This window comes from Pseudomonas sp. B1(2018) (assembly GCF_003097365.1).
GTDB lineage: Bacteria > Pseudomonadota > Gammaproteobacteria > Pseudomonadales > Pseudomonadaceae > Aquipseudomonas > Aquipseudomonas laurylsulfatiphila.
In genome coordinates this window covers 59,710-73,859 of the sequence record NZ_PYUK01000017.1, presented here as the reverse complement: position 1 = coordinate 73,859, position 14,150 = coordinate 59,710, and the positions used below count along the sequence as shown (strand labels likewise).

13 protein-coding genes and 4 tRNA genes are annotated in these 14,150 nt (G+C 59.9%); 5 read left to right on the top strand and 12 right to left on the bottom strand.

Translation table 11 applies throughout. The annotated features are described in order from the left end of the window. Positions 1-319 precede the first annotated feature (319 nt). From C9422_RS23815 to C9422_RS23795, 5 genes are all read right to left on the bottom strand, one after another. Positions 320-727 (bottom strand): sel1 repeat family protein, encoded by a 408-nt coding sequence (locus C9422_RS23815; RefSeq protein ID WP_116582351.1) that lies wholly within the window; start codon positions 725-727, stop codon positions 320-322. Continuing rightward, positions 728-1,099, bottom strand: coding sequence for a hypothetical protein (locus tag C9422_RS23810; RefSeq protein WP_003223109.1), 372 nt, complete (start codon positions 1,097-1,099; stop codon positions 728-730). Then, on the bottom strand, positions 1,096-1,437 hold the full coding sequence (locus tag C9422_RS23805) for a helix-turn-helix transcriptional regulator (protein WP_116582350.1): 342 nt from the start codon (positions 1,435-1,437) through the stop codon (positions 1,096-1,098). Before C9422_RS23805 ends, C9422_RS23810 begins: the two co-directional genes overlap by 4 nt. Positions 1,438-1,551: 114 nt before the next feature. Further along, complete coding sequence (locus C9422_RS23800; protein ID WP_116582349.1) at positions 1,552-2,007, bottom strand: YkvA family protein; 456 nt, start codon at positions 2,005-2,007, stop codon at positions 1,552-1,554. A 292-nt stretch (positions 2,008-2,299) separates the two neighbouring features. Next, positions 2,300-3,016, bottom strand: a complete 717-nt coding sequence (locus tag C9422_RS23795; protein ID WP_007974985.1) for an FKBP-type peptidyl-prolyl cis-trans isomerase — start codon at positions 3,014-3,016, stop codon at positions 2,300-2,302. A 267-nt stretch (positions 3,017-3,283) separates the two neighbouring features. Between C9422_RS23795 and C9422_RS23790 the strand changes: the two genes are divergently transcribed. Both C9422_RS23790 and C9422_RS23785 read left to right on the top strand, forming a co-directional pair. Then, positions 3,284-5,086 carry a di-heme-cytochrome C peroxidase gene (locus tag C9422_RS23790; RefSeq protein ID WP_116582398.1) on the top strand — a complete coding sequence of 601 codons (1,803 nt, stop codon included), beginning with the start codon at positions 3,284-3,286 and terminating at the stop codon, positions 5,084-5,086. 28 nt (positions 5,087-5,114) lie between these two features. After that, positions 5,115-6,251, top strand: coding sequence for a catalase family protein (locus tag C9422_RS23785; protein ID WP_116582348.1), 1,137 nt, complete (start codon positions 5,115-5,117; stop codon positions 6,249-6,251). Positions 6,252-6,378: 127 nt separating this feature from the next. Here C9422_RS23785 and C9422_RS23780 read toward each other — a convergent pair. From C9422_RS23780 to C9422_RS23765, 4 genes are all read right to left on the bottom strand, one after another. Further along, positions 6,379-6,455 (bottom strand) — tRNA-Asp (locus C9422_RS23780). 19 nt (positions 6,456-6,474) lie between these two features. Continuing rightward, positions 6,475-6,550, bottom strand: a tRNA-Val gene (locus C9422_RS23775). Between the two features lie 198 nt (positions 6,551-6,748). Continuing rightward, positions 6,749-6,825, bottom strand: a tRNA-Asp gene (locus C9422_RS23770). 19 nt (positions 6,826-6,844) lie between these two features. Further along, a tRNA-Val gene (locus C9422_RS23765) sits at positions 6,845-6,920 on the bottom strand. 159 nt (positions 6,921-7,079) lie between these two features. Here C9422_RS23765 and rdgC point away from each other — a divergent pair. From rdgC to sugE, 3 genes are all read left to right on the top strand, one after another. Then, positions 7,080-8,000: a recombination-associated protein RdgC gene (rdgC, locus tag C9422_RS23760; protein WP_007969735.1), complete on the top strand. Its 921-nt coding sequence runs from the start codon at positions 7,080-7,082 to the stop codon at positions 7,998-8,000. Between the two features lie 143 nt (positions 8,001-8,143). Beyond that, on the top strand, positions 8,144-9,109 hold the full coding sequence (locus C9422_RS23755; protein ID WP_116582347.1) for a bile acid:sodium symporter family protein: 966 nt from the start codon (positions 8,144-8,146) through the stop codon (positions 9,107-9,109). Positions 9,110-9,227: 118 nt separating this feature from the next. Next, positions 9,228-9,542, top strand: coding sequence for a quaternary ammonium compound efflux SMR transporter SugE (gene sugE, locus C9422_RS23750; RefSeq protein ID WP_007977599.1), 315 nt, complete (start codon positions 9,228-9,230; stop codon positions 9,540-9,542). 123 nt (positions 9,543-9,665) lie between these two features. On the opposite strand, the gene C9422_RS23745 is transcribed toward sugE, so the two are convergent. The 3 genes from C9422_RS23745 to C9422_RS23735 all read right to left on the bottom strand — a co-directional run bounded on the left by C9422_RS23745 (position 9,666) and on the right by C9422_RS23735 (position 14,077). Beyond that, entirely contained in the window at positions 9,666-11,540 is a 1,875-nt protein-coding gene (locus C9422_RS23745) for an MFS transporter (protein ID WP_116582346.1), read from the bottom strand. Between the two features lie 96 nt (positions 11,541-11,636). Next, positions 11,637-12,788 carry a TDT family transporter gene (locus C9422_RS23740; protein ID WP_116582345.1) on the bottom strand — a complete coding sequence of 384 codons (1,152 nt, stop codon included), beginning with the start codon at positions 12,786-12,788 and terminating at the stop codon, positions 11,637-11,639. A gap of 101 nt (positions 12,789-12,889) precedes the next feature. Then, positions 12,890-14,077, bottom strand: a complete 1,188-nt coding sequence (locus C9422_RS23735; RefSeq protein WP_116582344.1) for an MFS transporter — start codon at positions 14,075-14,077, stop codon at positions 12,890-12,892. Positions 14,078-14,150: the final 73 nt, after the last annotated feature.

The following is a 14,150-nucleotide window of genomic DNA, read 5'->3' as shown; positions in this document are numbered from 1 at the left end:
CATCCGGGGACGGGCGCGCAGCGCCGTTCGACGCAGTCGAACTCATTGCATGTAGGTCGAAGCGAAGCCGACCGGAGGGCAATGCCCCCGGATGAATACCGGAGCGAAGGTACCCCGAGCCTCAGCGAGGGGCCGTACGTAAGGGGCGAGACCTTTTGGTTACTTTTGGGGCGTTTGCCAAAAGTGACCCGCTGTAAGAGCGGAACCGTAAGTGGCCGTTACCGAAGAAACGGATATGTACACAGTCAACAAAAGACAGATCGCCTTGCAGACAGGCGCAAAACAATTCCCCAAATAGCCATCCCCCGCCAGCCCAGGGTTATAGCTCAGCCTCGCGAGACGCCAACTCTTGCAACTTGATCGGCGCCAACGGATGCCCGGCCTTGGCAGCAATCCCCCAAAACCGCGCCGCTTCAAGCGGATCCGGCGCCTTGCTCGCCGTTCCGGCCAAACAGATCACGCCCACCTGATACGCCGCCTTGCCATCGCCCGCCAATGCCGCCAGGCGCAACAAACGCACGCCCTCCTCACGAGCGCCGAGGCCGACACCGCGAAACGTCAGGATGTGCCCATAGAAGCTCTGGGCGCCGACGTCGCCCAGGTTGGCCATGCGTGCAAACTGGCCTTCGAGCCAGCGCCAGCCCTGCGGCTGGCGAACAAACCACGACCAGTGAAACAACCGGCGCGCGAGCCAATATCCGGCTCGCGCCTTGAGTTGCAAAAACATTCAGGCCTCGGCCGATTCCGGGTATTCGTACTCGAACACCCGCACCACTTCCGAAGCGTGCCAGGACGCGGCGGCAACGCCGTCCGACGGCCCGGAAAAACGCCCGAGACGCTCGACACACTCAAAGAATCCGGTGCGCGGCAAACGGCTGGCGCCCTGGCTGATCACCAGTGAACTGCGCAATGGCTGCTCCGCCTTGGCGTCCAGAGCCGCCAGATGCTCAAGGGCCGCCGTCAGGGTCTGCATGGCCGGGGTCGGCAGCTGCAAGCGCTCCAGCAATGCCCGATACGTCAACAGATGGCGCTGGCGTCGCGCCTGATCCAGTTCGCCCAGCAATCCGTCCCAGTGTTGACGACTGATGCGTACACTCACGATTCATCCCTCCACCCTGGCACCGTCAATTCCCAAGCCAGGCTGCGGCGAATCGCGGCGTCGGGCAGACGCTCGCCACTTTCGATCATGGCCAGGTAAGACGGGCTGATGCCTACCGTGCGGGCCAGCGCCTCGATGGCGATGCCCTTCCCCTCGCGCAAACTGCGTAGTTGATCCAGACCCGGAAGAATCGCGTCTGGTGTCGCCGCCTGAGACTTCGTGGCTTGAGGCGACGCTTGCTCCTTGATGCCCGCTGCTTTCAATAACGCCTGATATTGAGCCCATGGCAGAACCGCATACTCGGGCTCGCCTTCGCGTGTAATTATCTGAATATCCATCACTACCCCGTAGGACAACAACACTTAGCGAGTCGGCACTTTTCCCTAGAAGTGTAATCCTAACAGCGGCCAAGGTCGCGGGGGGCATCAATCTATGAAGTCGTCAAAATCGACTCAGCGTTTTTTCGGGCCTTGCAGTTGAAGTTGCTCGGGGGTATCGGGCAGGCGCTCAACCACCGCGAGCTTCTCCGGGACCTGCCGTTTGCGCCAGACGCGGAAGGCATTGAGCTCGTCGTCGAGCACTTTCATCAACCACGCCAGGACTGCGATGTCGTCGAACATGCCGAACACCGGAATGAAATCCGGGATCGCATCCACCGGGCTGAGGAAGTACATCAGGCCCGCGACAACCGACACCAGCGCCTTGGGGCTGATGGCGCGATACTCGCCACGCCAGTAGGCCAGGCAGAGTGCCTGTAACAGCTTCAGGTCGTCCTTGATCTTGCCCAGTCGATTGCCCTGGCTTGCGCCTTTGCTGGCGACCGCGAACAACAGGGTCGGCAATCGACCGCGTGCCAGCAGACGTCCGGCCAGTGGCAGGAAACGAGCGAAATTCCAGGGTGCTTTCATCATTCCTCCCGTTGAAATGTTATCCACACAAATTGTGGATAACCTTGTGAACAGAGCTGCTTTTCATCGCTGCAAGCCCCGTTTTACAAGGCCTGCGTTCAGATCGGGCGTTTTTTACTCATCAAAAAAAACCCATAATTTCATTGACTTGGCGGCCTTGTGCGTCTACCGCCGACACTACTATGCCTAAGACTCCGGCCTAGAGCGTCTGTTCGTTTTGTTTACCCCTGCCGAACGCCAGATGCAACAACGCCCCGCATGAGCGAGGCGTTGTTGTCGAAGCTGGCGCTGGTTACTTGGCAGCGGCGTCTTCTTTTGCCGGGTCCTTGATGGCCAGCAGTTCCAGGTCGAATACCAGCACCGAGTTGGCCGGAATCGCCGGGCTCGGGCTTTGAGCGCCGTAAGCCAGGTCAGCAGGGATGTACAGCTTGTACTTCTCGCCAACGTGCATCAGTTGCAGGCCTTCGACCCAACCCGGGATCACACCGCTGACCGGCAGATCGATCGGGCTGCCGCGCTCGACGGAACTGTCGAAGACGGTGCCGTTGGTCAGCTTGCCGGTGTAGTGAACGGTCACTACGTCAGTCGGCTTAGGCTGAGGGCCATCGGCTTTCTGCACGACTTCGTACTGCAAGCCCGAAGCGGTGGTGGTCACGCCAGGCTTCTTGCCGTTTTCTTCGAGGAATTTCTTGCCGGCAGCGGCCGACTCTTCGCTCATCTTGGCCATGCGCTCTTCGGCACGCTTTTGCAGTGCGGCGAACGCCTCAACCAGTTCTTCATCCTTGAGCTTCTGCTCTTTCTTGCCGACGGCGTCTTCGATGCCCTGGGCTACAGCTTTGGAATCCAGGTCATCCATGCCTTCCTGAGCCAGGCTCTTGCCCATGTTCAGGCCAATGCCGTAGGAAGCTTTTTGCGCCGGAGTTTTCAGCTCTACGCTGGTCTGCGAATCACAACCCGCAAGTACCAGGCCAACCAGGGCCACCGCCGCCGCCAACCGATGCTGTTTCATGCTATTTCCTTGTTCATGCGCCTAAAGGGCAATCGAGTAAAGCCGCGAGCTTATCAGGCCGCCACGACCAATGGCTACCGGCATGAGAGCCGGAATCAATTGATAAGTTCAGGTGTTTAAACGCTTTTCACAATTGGAGTGATGAAGCTTCCTTCATCTTGCTCCGACGGAGGCTGATTCCTGAACCTGCAATCTGGCGTAATGGCCCCTTGCCGCACATTGGGTACTCGGGCATAACGGCATGATAATTCGACAAGGATGTTTATCTTGCGCCTCTTCCTACGCTTGCTGGCTCTCATCGCAGTCCTGCTCGGGCTGGCCCTGGCCGTGGTTCTTTATTACGTCGCCAACCCGAAACTGCCGGCCTGGTCGCCTGCACAACAGGTGCATTACCTGGACCAATGGAGCGCCGTCGACCGAGAGACTTATTACTTCACACCCCAGGGCACCCAGGTCAAAGGCTTGCGCTATGACTGGTTCACCGCCCTCGAACTGCCCTTCTCGCAGCAACGCTTCGCCGCCCCCGAGTACCTCGCGCGCTTCGGTTTTCTGGTGGACACCGGCCAGAAACCCACACCGAACAACCCCGGCAACCTCCCCGCAGGCTTTACCCGGCATCAGAATGCCGGCAGCCCGGAGGTGTTTCTGGACATCACCTGTGCGGCCTGCCATACCGGCGAACTGCGCTTCAAGGGGCAAGCCGTGCGTATCGACGGCGGTTCGGCGCAGCATGTGCTGCCGTCCAGCGTTCCTACGCTCAAAGGAGGCAGTTTCGGACAAGCGCTGGTCGCCAGCCTGGTCTCGACCTACTACAACCCGTGGAAATTCGAACGTTTCGCACGCAACGTACTGGGCCAAGACTACGAGACGCGCCACAAGCAACTGCGCAAAGAACTCAAGACTTCGCTCGATACATTCCTCAAAGTGGCCTGGAACGACACTCATCGCGGACTCTATCCAACCGAGGAAGGCCCTGGGCGCACCGATGCCTTCGGGCGCATTGCCAACGCCAGCTTCGGTGACGCGATTTCCCCCGACAACTACCGCGTGGCCAACGCTCCGGTCGATTATCCGCAGTTGTGGGACATGTGGACGTTCGAATGGGTGCAGTGGAACGGCTCGGCGAAACAACCGATGGCCCGCAACATCGGCGAGGCGTTGGGCGTCGGCGCCACGCTGAACTTCTTCGACCAGAACGGCCAGCCGCTGACGGGCGATGCCCGCTATCCCTCCAGCGTCCGTGTGCGCGACCTGCACCTGATCGAAGAAACCCTGCAACGACTCTCGCCGCCGGCTTGGCCGGAAGACCTGCTGGGCGCGATCGACAAGCCGCTGGCCGCCAAGGGGCGCACCCTGTTCGCGGAAAACTGCGCGGGCTGCCATGTACCGCGTACCACCCAAGGCGAGGGACGATACGTTCAGCACCTGAAAATGCTCCCGGTGGATGACATCGGCACAGACCCGGGCGCGGCCAACAACATCGCCGACCACCGCTTCGACCTGACAGCGCTGCAATGGAAGCAGGCGGAACTGGAAAAACTCGATGTAGAGCCAAAACCCGTCGAACCACTGGACCTGAGCAAGATGTCCGTAGCCAAGGGGCTGGCCTATGTCACTGCATTTGTCCGCGAGCACGCCTATCAGGACGCCAATGTCACCCCCGCCGAGCGCCCGGAAATGGACGGTTTCGGCCTGCCAATCGGCGTACGCGAATTACGCTCGTACAAAGCCCGGCCGTTGGCGGGTGTATGGGCGACAGCGCCCTTTCTGCACAACGGTTCGGTACCGAGCATTTATCAATTGCTGTCGCCTCAGGATGAGCGTGCAACCACGTTCTACAAAGGCACTTTCGAATATGACCCGGGACACCTGGGTTACCGCACCGAAGCCTTTACCAATGGTTTTCTGTTCGACACGCGAATCACCGGCAACCACAACAGTGGTCATGAATTCCGTGCCGGCAAACTCGGCAATGGCGTGATCGGCCGCTGGCTGCAGCCGCAGGAGCGCTGGGCATTGCTGGAATATCTGAAAGTGCTGGGCGGCCCGCTGGAAGCGCAATTGCCATGACCACAACCTCAGCCAAAAGGACGCTCTCATGCTGATTACACTCTGGCTGCGCCTGGGCGCCTTTCTCGGCAAGCTGTTGCTGTGGCTGCTGGTTCTCGGCGTGCTTGGCTGGGCATTGGCCACCGCCTGGCTTGCCTGGCAGCAGCGCGGACCGGTCTCGGCGCAGGAGTCGATTGCGGACGATGAAGCCGCGATGACCCGGGACATCATCCAGACCGCCGTGCGCATCGTCGATCAGCACCGCGAAAGCACCCGCTACCTGCGCGATGCTCACGCCAAGGCCCACGGCTGCGTGAAAGCCGAAGTCCAGGTGTTGCCGGAACTGGCCGCCGAATTGCGCCAGGGCGTGTTCAGCGAGCCGGGCAAAACCTGGCAAGCGACGATGCGCCTGTCCAACGGCAACGCCTACCCGCAGTTCGACAGCATCCGCGATGCCCGGGGCATGGCGATCAAGCTGTTCGATGTTCCGGGCAAACAACTATTGAGCGATCAGCCGGGGCGAAGCGAACAGGACTTTGTGATGTTCAGCCATCCGAACTTCTTTGTAAGTAACGTGGCCGAATACCGTCAGAACGTCGCTGCCCAGGCCGAGGGTAAAAAGATGATGGCGTTCTTTCCGGGGTGGGATCCGCGTTCGTGGCAGGTTCGCCACCTGTTTATTGCCCTGGCGACCTTGTCCCCTGCGCCATCGAGCCCAACCCGGACGACGTACTTTTCGGTTTCACCCTACAAATTCGGTGAAGCCAATGCCAAGTTCCGGGTCATGCCCGATCCGGGCAGTTGCCCGGCCTACAACCTGCCGGAACAAAACCGCAAGTTGCCGAACTTCCTGCGCAATGCGCTGAATCAACAGTTGTCGACCGACCGGGTACCCGCGTGTTTCGTCTTGCAAATCCAGCGGCAGGACGCCAACAAGTACATGCCGATTGAAGACACCAGCATTGAATGGCGTGAAAGCGATGCGCCCTTCGAGACGGTGGCGCGGATCAAGGTACCGGCGCAGGACTTCGACACACCGGCACTGAACCTGCAATGCGACAACCAGTCATTCAATCCCTGGTTCGGTATCGAGGCACACCGCCCCATCGGCGGCATCAATCGCCTGCGCAAAGCCGTCTATGAAGCTGTCAGCGACTACCGGCACAGCCGCAACGCCGAGCAATAACCGGGCAGACACAAAAAAGCGATCCCGGGATCGCTTTCAGGACTGGCCAAATGCCAGAAAGCAAAAAGCCCGCACAAGGCGGGCTTTCTGTGGTGACCTGGCGTTCAGTGTTCCAGGTTACCGAATATGGCGCAGCGGACGGGACTCGAACCCGCGACCCCCGGCGTGACAGGCCGGTATTCTAACCGACTGAACTACCGCTGCGCGAAACGCTTGAAACGAATGGTGGGTGATGACGGGATCGAACCGCCGACATTCTGCTTGTAAGGCAGACGCTCTCCCAGCTGAGCTAATCACCCTTCGCTTCGTTACGGGACGCATTATGCCACAAGTTTTCGTAAAGTGTTGATTTAATTGAAGTTTTTTTCAAATAAATCCGAAAACCGGTAAAACGACACATCCCGCGGGTACAACGTACAAACTTGAGGCAGAAAAAAACCCGCTATAGCGGGTTTTTCCGTGGTGACCTGGCGTTCAGTGTTCCAGGTTACCGAATATGGCGCAGCGGACGGGACTCGAACCCGCGACCCCCGGCGTGACAGGCCGGTATTCTAACCGACTGAACTACCGCTGCGCTAAACACATGAAACGAATGGTGGGTGATGACGGGATCGAACCGCCGACATTCTGCTTGTAAGGCAGACGCTCTCCCAGCTGAGCTAATCACCCTTCGCTTCGGTGTGGCGCGCATTCTACGGAGCGACCCAACCTCTGGCAAGCACTTTTTTAAATAATTTTCTCAGGCCTTCCAAAGGCTTAGAGAAAGGTTGGCCTATGGCACGGCGAAGACAATAATGCCCCCCTTTGTATAAAGGAGAGACTCACCCCATGTGGTTCAAAAACCTGCTTATCTATCGCCTGACCCAAGATCTGCCTGTTGATGCCGAGGCGTTGGAAACTGCACTGGCCACCAAACTGGCGCGCCCATGTGCAAGCCAGGAGTTGACCACCTACGGTTTCGTCGCGCCGTTCGGCAAAGGCGAAGATGCGCCACTGGTGCACGTCAGCGGTGACTTCCTGCTGGTGTCCGCGCGCAAGGAAGAACGTATTTTGCCAGGCAGCGTCGTGCGTGACGCGGTCAAGGAAAAGGTCGAAGAGATCGAAGCCGAGCAAATGCGCAAGGTCTATAAGAAGGAACGCGATCAGATCAAGGATGAAATCATCCAGGCCTTCCTGCCCCGCGCCTTTATCCGCCGCTCGTCGACCTTCGCCGCCATCGCGCCGAAACAGGGCCTGATCCTGGTCAACTCGGCCAGCCCGAAACGCGCCGAAGACTTGCTGTCGACCCTGCGTGAAGTGATCGGCACCCTGCCGGTGCGTCCGCTGACCGTGAAAATGTCGCCGACCGCGACCATGACCGAGTGGGTCACCACGCAGAAAGCCGCGGACGATTTCTTTGTACTGGACGAGTGCGAACTGCGCGATACCCACGAAGACGGCGGCATCGTGCGTTGCAAGCGCCAGGACCTGACCAGCGAAGAAATCCAGCTGCACCTGAGCACCGGCAAAGTGGTCACTCAATTGTCCCTGGCCTGGCAGGACAAACTGTCGTTCGTCCTCGACGACAAGATGGTGGTCAAGCGCCTGAAGTTCGAAGACCTGCTGCAAGACCAGGCGGAACAGGACGGTGGCGACGAAGCCCTGGGCCAACTGGACGCCAGCTTCACCCTGATGATGCTGACCTTCGGTGACTTCCTGCCGGCGCTGGTTGAAGCGCTGGGTGGTGAAGAGACTCCGCAGGGGATCTGATCGCCTGAATCAAAAGATCGCAGCCTGCGGCAGCGCCTACAGGAGGAACACATTCCAATGTAGGAGCTGCCGCAGGCTGCGATCTTTTTTGCCAGCAGCGTATGCTTAGCTCCCTAACGCTTTCACCTAACAAGGATCAAGCCATGCGCGCACTGGCTGCACTGAGTCGTTTTGTCGGCAACACCTTCGCCTACTGGGTACTGATTTTCGCTGTCGTGGCGTTCCTGCAGCCGGCATGGTTCATCGGCCTCAAAGGCGCCATCGTGCCGCTGCTGGGGCTGGTGATGTTCGGCATGGGCCTGACCCTCAAGCTCGAAGACTTCGCCGAAGTCGCTCGCCATCCCTGGCGCGTGGCCCTGGGTGTGGTCGCACATTTCGTGATCATGCCGGGCGTGGCGTGGTTGCTCTGCCAGGCGTTCCACTTGCCGCCGGAAATCGCCGTCGGCGTGATTCTGGTCGGCTGCTGCCCAAGCGGCACCTCGTCGAACGTGATGACCTGGCTGGCCCGTGGCGACCTGGCGCTGTCGGTGGCCATCGCCGCCGTCACCACCCTCCTCGCCCCCTTGCTGACGCCGGCGCTGATCTGGCTGCTGGCCTCGGCCTGGTTGCCGGTGTCGTTCATGGAGTTGTTCTGGTCGATCCTGCAAGTGGTGCTGTTGCCGATCGTGCTGGGCGTGGTTGCCCAACGGGTGCTCGGCGACAAGGTTCGCCACGCCGTGGATGTGTTGCCGCTGGTGTCGGTGGTCAGCATCGTGATCATTGTCACGGCAGTGGTGGCCGCCAGCCAGGCAAAGATTGCCGAGTCCGGCCTGTTGATCATGGCCGTGGTCATGCTGCACAACAGCTTTGGCTACCTGCTGGGTTACTTCACCGGGCGCCTGTTCAAGCTGCCTCTGGCCCAGCGCAAGTCCCTGGCCCTGGAAGTCGGCATGCAGAACTCCGGGTTGGGCGCCGCGTTGGCCAGCGCGCACTTCTCGCCGCTGGCGGCAGTGCCCAGTGCATTATTCAGTGTCTGGCACAATATTTCCGGGGCATTGCTCTCCACGTATTTCCGTCGCATGAGTGAAAAACAGGATCGGGAAATAGCGGCGCAGCAGGTCAGCGACTGACTGGAAAACTTGATCCCCGGGTTAATGCTGGGCACTATATTGCCCATCGCGAGGACGACCTCGCGGCTCGATCGAGTCATTAATCTGGGGACGACCCCGTCAGACGATGGAGGTCTTCATGTCCTGGATCATTCTGTTTTTCGCCGGCCTGTTCGAAGTGGGCTGGGCCGTCGGCCTCAAGTACACCGACGGTTTCACCCGCCCGCTCCCCACCGTATTGACCGTTGCCGCCATGGCCATCAGCCTTGGCTTGCTCGGCCTTGCGATGAAGGAATTGCCGCTGGGCACAGCCTATGCGATCTGGACCGGTGTCGGCGCCGTTGGCACAGTGATCGCCGGGATCATTCTGTTTGGCGAGTCGATGGCGCTGGTACGGCTGGCGAGTGTGGCGTTGATCATTAGCGGGTTGGTTGGGCTCAAAGTCAGCGCTTAGGCCACTACCGCTTTCGCGAGCAAGCCCGCTCCCACAGGTTTCGTGTACTCCCACACATATAGAGCACACCATCAATCCTTGTGGGAGCGGGCTTGCTCGCGAAGAGGCCCGAACTGTCACCGACTATCTGACTGTCCCGCGCAACTCACCCACCATCGCCTGCAACTTCGCCGGCTGCGCCACTTCAACCGCCACCGCCGGCCCTGCTACTAATGTCACCCGCGACCACAGGCGATGAAACAGTCCCTTGCCCGGATCGCGGCTGAAGAAACTCCCCCACAACCCCTGCAAGGCCAGCGGAATCACCGGTACCGGTGTCTCTTCGAGAATCCGCGTCAGCCCGCCCTTGAACTCGTTGATCTCGCCATCGGCGGTCAATTTGCCTTCGGGGAAGATGCACACCAGCTCACCGTCCTTCAGATACCGGGCAATGCGCGTGAAGGCTTGTTCATAGATCTGGATGTCTTCCTGGCGCCCGGCAATCGGAATCGTCCCCGCGGTACGGAAGATGAAGTTCAGCACCGGCAGGTTGTAGATCTTGTAATACATCACAAAGCGAATCGGCCGACGCACCGCGCCGCCAATCAGCAGGGCGTCGACGAACGACACGTGATTGCACACCAGCAGCGCCGCGCCTTCGTCGGGGATCAGGTCCAGGTTGCGGTGCTCCACGCGATACATGGAATGGCTGAGCAGCCAGATCATGAAACGCATGGTGAACTCCGGGACAATCCTGAAGATGTAGGCGTTGACCCCGATGTTCAGCAACGACACGACCAGGAACAACTGCGGGATCGACAGCTTGGCCACGCTCAGCAAGACGATCGAGACAATCGCCGACACCACCATGAACAGCGCGTTGAGGATGTTGTTGGCGGCAATCACCCGCGCCCGCTCGTTCTCCGCTGTGCGCGACTGGATCAGCGCGTACAGCGGTACAATGTAGAAACCGCCGAAGACGCCCAGGCCGAGGATGTCGAGCAACACCAGCCAGGTGTGGCCGAAGCCGAGGATGTCGATCCAGCCATGGCCGGCGGTGCTGTCCGGAATTCCACCGGAATGCCACCACAACAACAGACCGAAGACGGTCAGGCCGAACGATCCGAACGGCACCAGGCCAATCTCGACTTTGCGTCCGGAGAGCTTCTCGCACAGCATCGAACCCAATGCGATGCCGACCGAGAACACCGTCAGAATCAGCGTCACCACGGTTTCGTCGCCGTGCATCCATTCCTTGGCATAGGCCGGGATCTGCGTCAGATAGATCGCCCCGACAAACCAGAACCATGAGTTGCCGACAATCGAGCGTGACACCGCCGGTGTTTGCCCCAGGCCCAGTTTCAATGTGGCCCAGGACTGGCTGAAAATGTTCCAGTTCAGGCGCATTTGCGGCGTAGCGGCCGCCGCCCGGGGAATGCTGCGGCTGGCCAGGTAGCCGAGCACGGCAATGCCGATGATCGCCGTGGACACCACCGGTGCGTAATGCGCCGAAGACATCATGACCCCGGCGCCAATGGTGCCGGCGAGGATCGCCAGGAAGGTGCCCATTTCCACCAGGCCATTGCCGCCAACCAGTTCATCCTCACGCAGGGCCTGCGGCAGGATCGAGTACTTCACCGGCCCGAACAGCGCCGAATGGGTGCCCATGGCGAACAGCGCCAGCAGCATCAGCGACAGGTGATCGAACAGAAAACCGACGGCGCCGACCGCCATGATGGCGATTTCTCCAAGCTTGATCAGGCGGATCAACGCATCCTTGGCGAACTTTTCCCCGAATTGCCCGGCCAGGGCCGAGAACAGGAAAAACGGCAGAATAAACAGCAGCGCACACAGGTTGACCCAGACAGAGCGGTCACCCTCGATGGTCAGCTTGTACAAAATGGCCAGGATCAACGACTGCTTGAACACATTGTCGTTGAATGCCCCAAGGGACTGGGTAATGAAGAACGGCAGGAAGCGCCGGGTACGCAACAAGGTGAACTGTGAGGGGTGACTCATCTTCCATGTGTCCCTGATTATGTAGAGAGTGGCCTGGATACTGTAATTGGAGTATCGAAACTCGATCCAGGCCACACCTTACCTAATCTTTGCCGGTTATTTCTTCAAACCGGCAATGCATGGCGAGACAAACAGCTCGCCACGCCAGGCGCCCAGCACCGTGCGCTTGCCGACGATCAGCCACATCACCGCCAGCAACGCCACCAGCACACAGCCAAACACACTGAAAAACGTCAGGTTCAAGGTACTGGCCAGCTTCAACGTCGCCAGAGAATAGACGCCCAACGGGAAGGTGAAGCCCCACCAGCCCAGATTGAAGGGGATGCCGGCGCGCAGGTAGCGCGCAGTGATCAGCAACGCCATCAGCATCCACCACAGGCCGAAGCCCCACAGGGTGATGCCGGTCACCAGGCCCAGTCCCGCAGCGATCTCACCGACGCCCGGCAAACCGTTGGCCGCGAAAATCAGCGGTGCATCGCCGCCCAGTACCAGCATGCCCAACGCGCCGGTGCCGATCGGGCCAAGGGCCAGCCAGCTCGAGGCGGCCATGTTTTCGTGGGGCAGTTTATGCAGGGCCATGCGCAGCAACAGAATGGTCAGGATGCTGAAAGCCACCGGCAAGGAAAATGCCCAGAGTACGTAGCTGGTCACCAGCATCACCAGTTGCGAGTGAGCGTCGGCCAAATGCGGCGCCAACAGGCCACCGCTGGCGGCCGCCACTTCTGCCGCGACCACCGGCAACAACCAGACAGCGGTCATCTGGTCGATGCTGTGCTCCTGACGCGTGAACATCATGTAGGGAATCAGCACGCCGCAGGCCAGCGACATCGCCACATCCAGCCACCACAACACCTCGGCGAGGTGAATCACACCGTCGCCCCAGCGTGGCAAGCCGAACACCAGGAAGCCGTTGATGATGGTCGCCAGGCCCATCGGGATGGTGCCGAAAAACATCGAGACCGTGGAATGGCCGAAGATCCGTCGTGCTTCGTCGAAAAACAGCAGCCAACGGGCGGCGTACAGCGCCATGAACAGCAGGAACAACGCAATGTTGAACAGCCACAGGGCTTCGGCAAAGGCGTGCAAGGCGGGCATGGCGACCGGCAATTGCGCGAGAGCCAGGGCCAGCACACCGGTGCCCATGGTGGCCGCGAACCAGTTGGGGGTGAACTGGCGGATCACTTCGCGTGGGTGCTGCAGGTGACTGAACGGTTTGATTCCGGGCTTGATGCTATTGGCGCATGTCATGGCGAACTCCTGTCCTCTCGTGAGGTAGAGCCCATCTTAGATCCGGATCGAATATCAATATAACGGGTAATATCTCTATATGTTATCTATTACATAGATATTCAATTGACCTCGCATGCCCTGCCTGAACGCGGGCGCATCAAACCTGCCAAAGCGCCAAGGGCCAGGAGTATCAACACCGCACCATAACCGTCGACGGTCGCCACCAAACCGAGGGTTCGGCTCAGGTTCCCGGCCAGCAGCGATGGCAGGCAGAAGGCGAGATAGCTCAGTGCGTAGTACGTCGACACCAGCCCGGCACGTTCATGGGGCAAGGCCAGCGGCACCAGACTACGCAAGGTGCCAAGAAAACCGGAGCCGAAACCACAGCCTGCGACCAGGGTGCCAAGGAAGAACAGCGGCAGGCTGGCACTGTGCACACCCAGCAAAACCATCAAGACACCCGCTGGCATCAGGCTGGCGCCCAATAACAATGACTTGCCGGCGGGTCGGTTGCGCATGCTGTAGATCATCAGCGCACCGGTCAAGGTCAAGGCGGCAACGGTCGCCCCGCCGATCATGTTCGAGGTCGAGCCTGTGGCCGTGCGCACCAGCGAAGGCGCCAGGGAAGCGTAGAAACCGCCGAGGGCCCACAGGGCAGTATTGAGCGGCAGCACCCGCCACAAAGTCGAACGCGCCTGCAGCGGTACGTGCAGAGTCGGTCGCAACGAGGCCCAAACCCCGGCCTGCCGCGAGACGCTTTCCGGCAAGCGCCAGACATACAACGCCTGCATCACAAACAACGCCAGCAGCAGCCAGTACGTCAGGTGCAACGGCGCCGGGGCGAACTCGGCCAACACACCGCAGCCCAGCCCGCCAATGGCCATCCCGGTCAAGGGTGCAACGCTATTGACCAGCGGCCCCCGTTCGCGGTCGGTATCCAATAGCGTTGCGCCCAGCACTGCGGTAGCCATGCCGGTGGCAAAACCTTGCAGGACTCGGGCGCTGATCAGCCAGGCGACGCTGTCGGCGTGGATAAACAGCAGCATCGCCAGGATATTCAGCACCACCGCCGTGAAAATCACCGGTTTGCGCCCCAGGTAATCCGACAACGAACCGACGGTCAGCAACGCCACCAACAGGCTGAGGGCGTACACGCCAAAAATCAGGGTCAGGGTCGCGGCCGAAAACTGCATCTGCTCCTGATACAGGTGATACAGCGGCGTCGGCGCCGTGGAAGCCGCCAGGAAACTGAGCAAGGTAACGGCGAGAAACCACAGGCTGGCACGGTTTGAATGAGAACTGGACATGGGCGCGCTCCACAAAAGCTAACTTTTTGCTTTTGCGGAGTGTGCTACTGGATCTCTCTTAAAGCAAATTCTT

What these genes read in the sequence shown, in the direction of transcription:
- C9422_RS23785 (WP_116582348.1), top strand. Translation starts at nt 5,115, where the DNA reads ATGCTGATTACACTCTGGCTGCGCCTGGGCGCCTTTCTCGGCAAGCTG.
- C9422_RS23745 (WP_116582346.1), bottom strand. Translation starts at nt 11,540, where the DNA reads ATGAGTCACCCCTCACAGTTCACCTTGTTGCGTACCCGGCGCTTCCTG.
- sugE (WP_007977599.1), top strand. Translation starts at nt 9,228, where the DNA reads ATGTCCTGGATCATTCTGTTTTTCGCCGGCCTGTTCGAAGTGGGCTGG.
- C9422_RS23735 (WP_116582344.1), bottom strand. Translation starts at nt 14,077, where the DNA reads ATGTCCAGTTCTCATTCAAACCGTGCCAGCCTGTGGTTTCTCGCCGTT.
- C9422_RS23805 (WP_116582350.1), bottom strand. Translation starts at nt 1,437, where the DNA reads ATGGATATTCAGATAATTACACGCGAAGGCGAGCCCGAGTATGCGGTT.
- rdgC (WP_007969735.1), top strand. Translation starts at nt 7,080, where the DNA reads ATGTGGTTCAAAAACCTGCTTATCTATCGCCTGACCCAAGATCTGCCT.
- C9422_RS23815 (WP_116582351.1), bottom strand. Translation starts at nt 727, where the DNA reads ATGTTTTTGCAACTCAAGGCGCGAGCCGGATATTGGCTCGCGCGCCGG.
- C9422_RS23755 (WP_116582347.1), top strand. Translation starts at nt 8,144, where the DNA reads ATGCGCGCACTGGCTGCACTGAGTCGTTTTGTCGGCAACACCTTCGCC.
- C9422_RS23800 (WP_116582349.1), bottom strand. Translation starts at nt 2,007, where the DNA reads ATGAAAGCACCCTGGAATTTCGCTCGTTTCCTGCCACTGGCCGGACGT.
- C9422_RS23740 (WP_116582345.1), bottom strand. Translation starts at nt 12,788, where the DNA reads ATGACATGCGCCAATAGCATCAAGCCCGGAATCAAACCGTTCAGTCAC.
- C9422_RS23795 (WP_007974985.1), bottom strand. Translation starts at nt 3,016, where the DNA reads ATGAAACAGCATCGGTTGGCGGCGGCGGTGGCCCTGGTTGGCCTGGTA.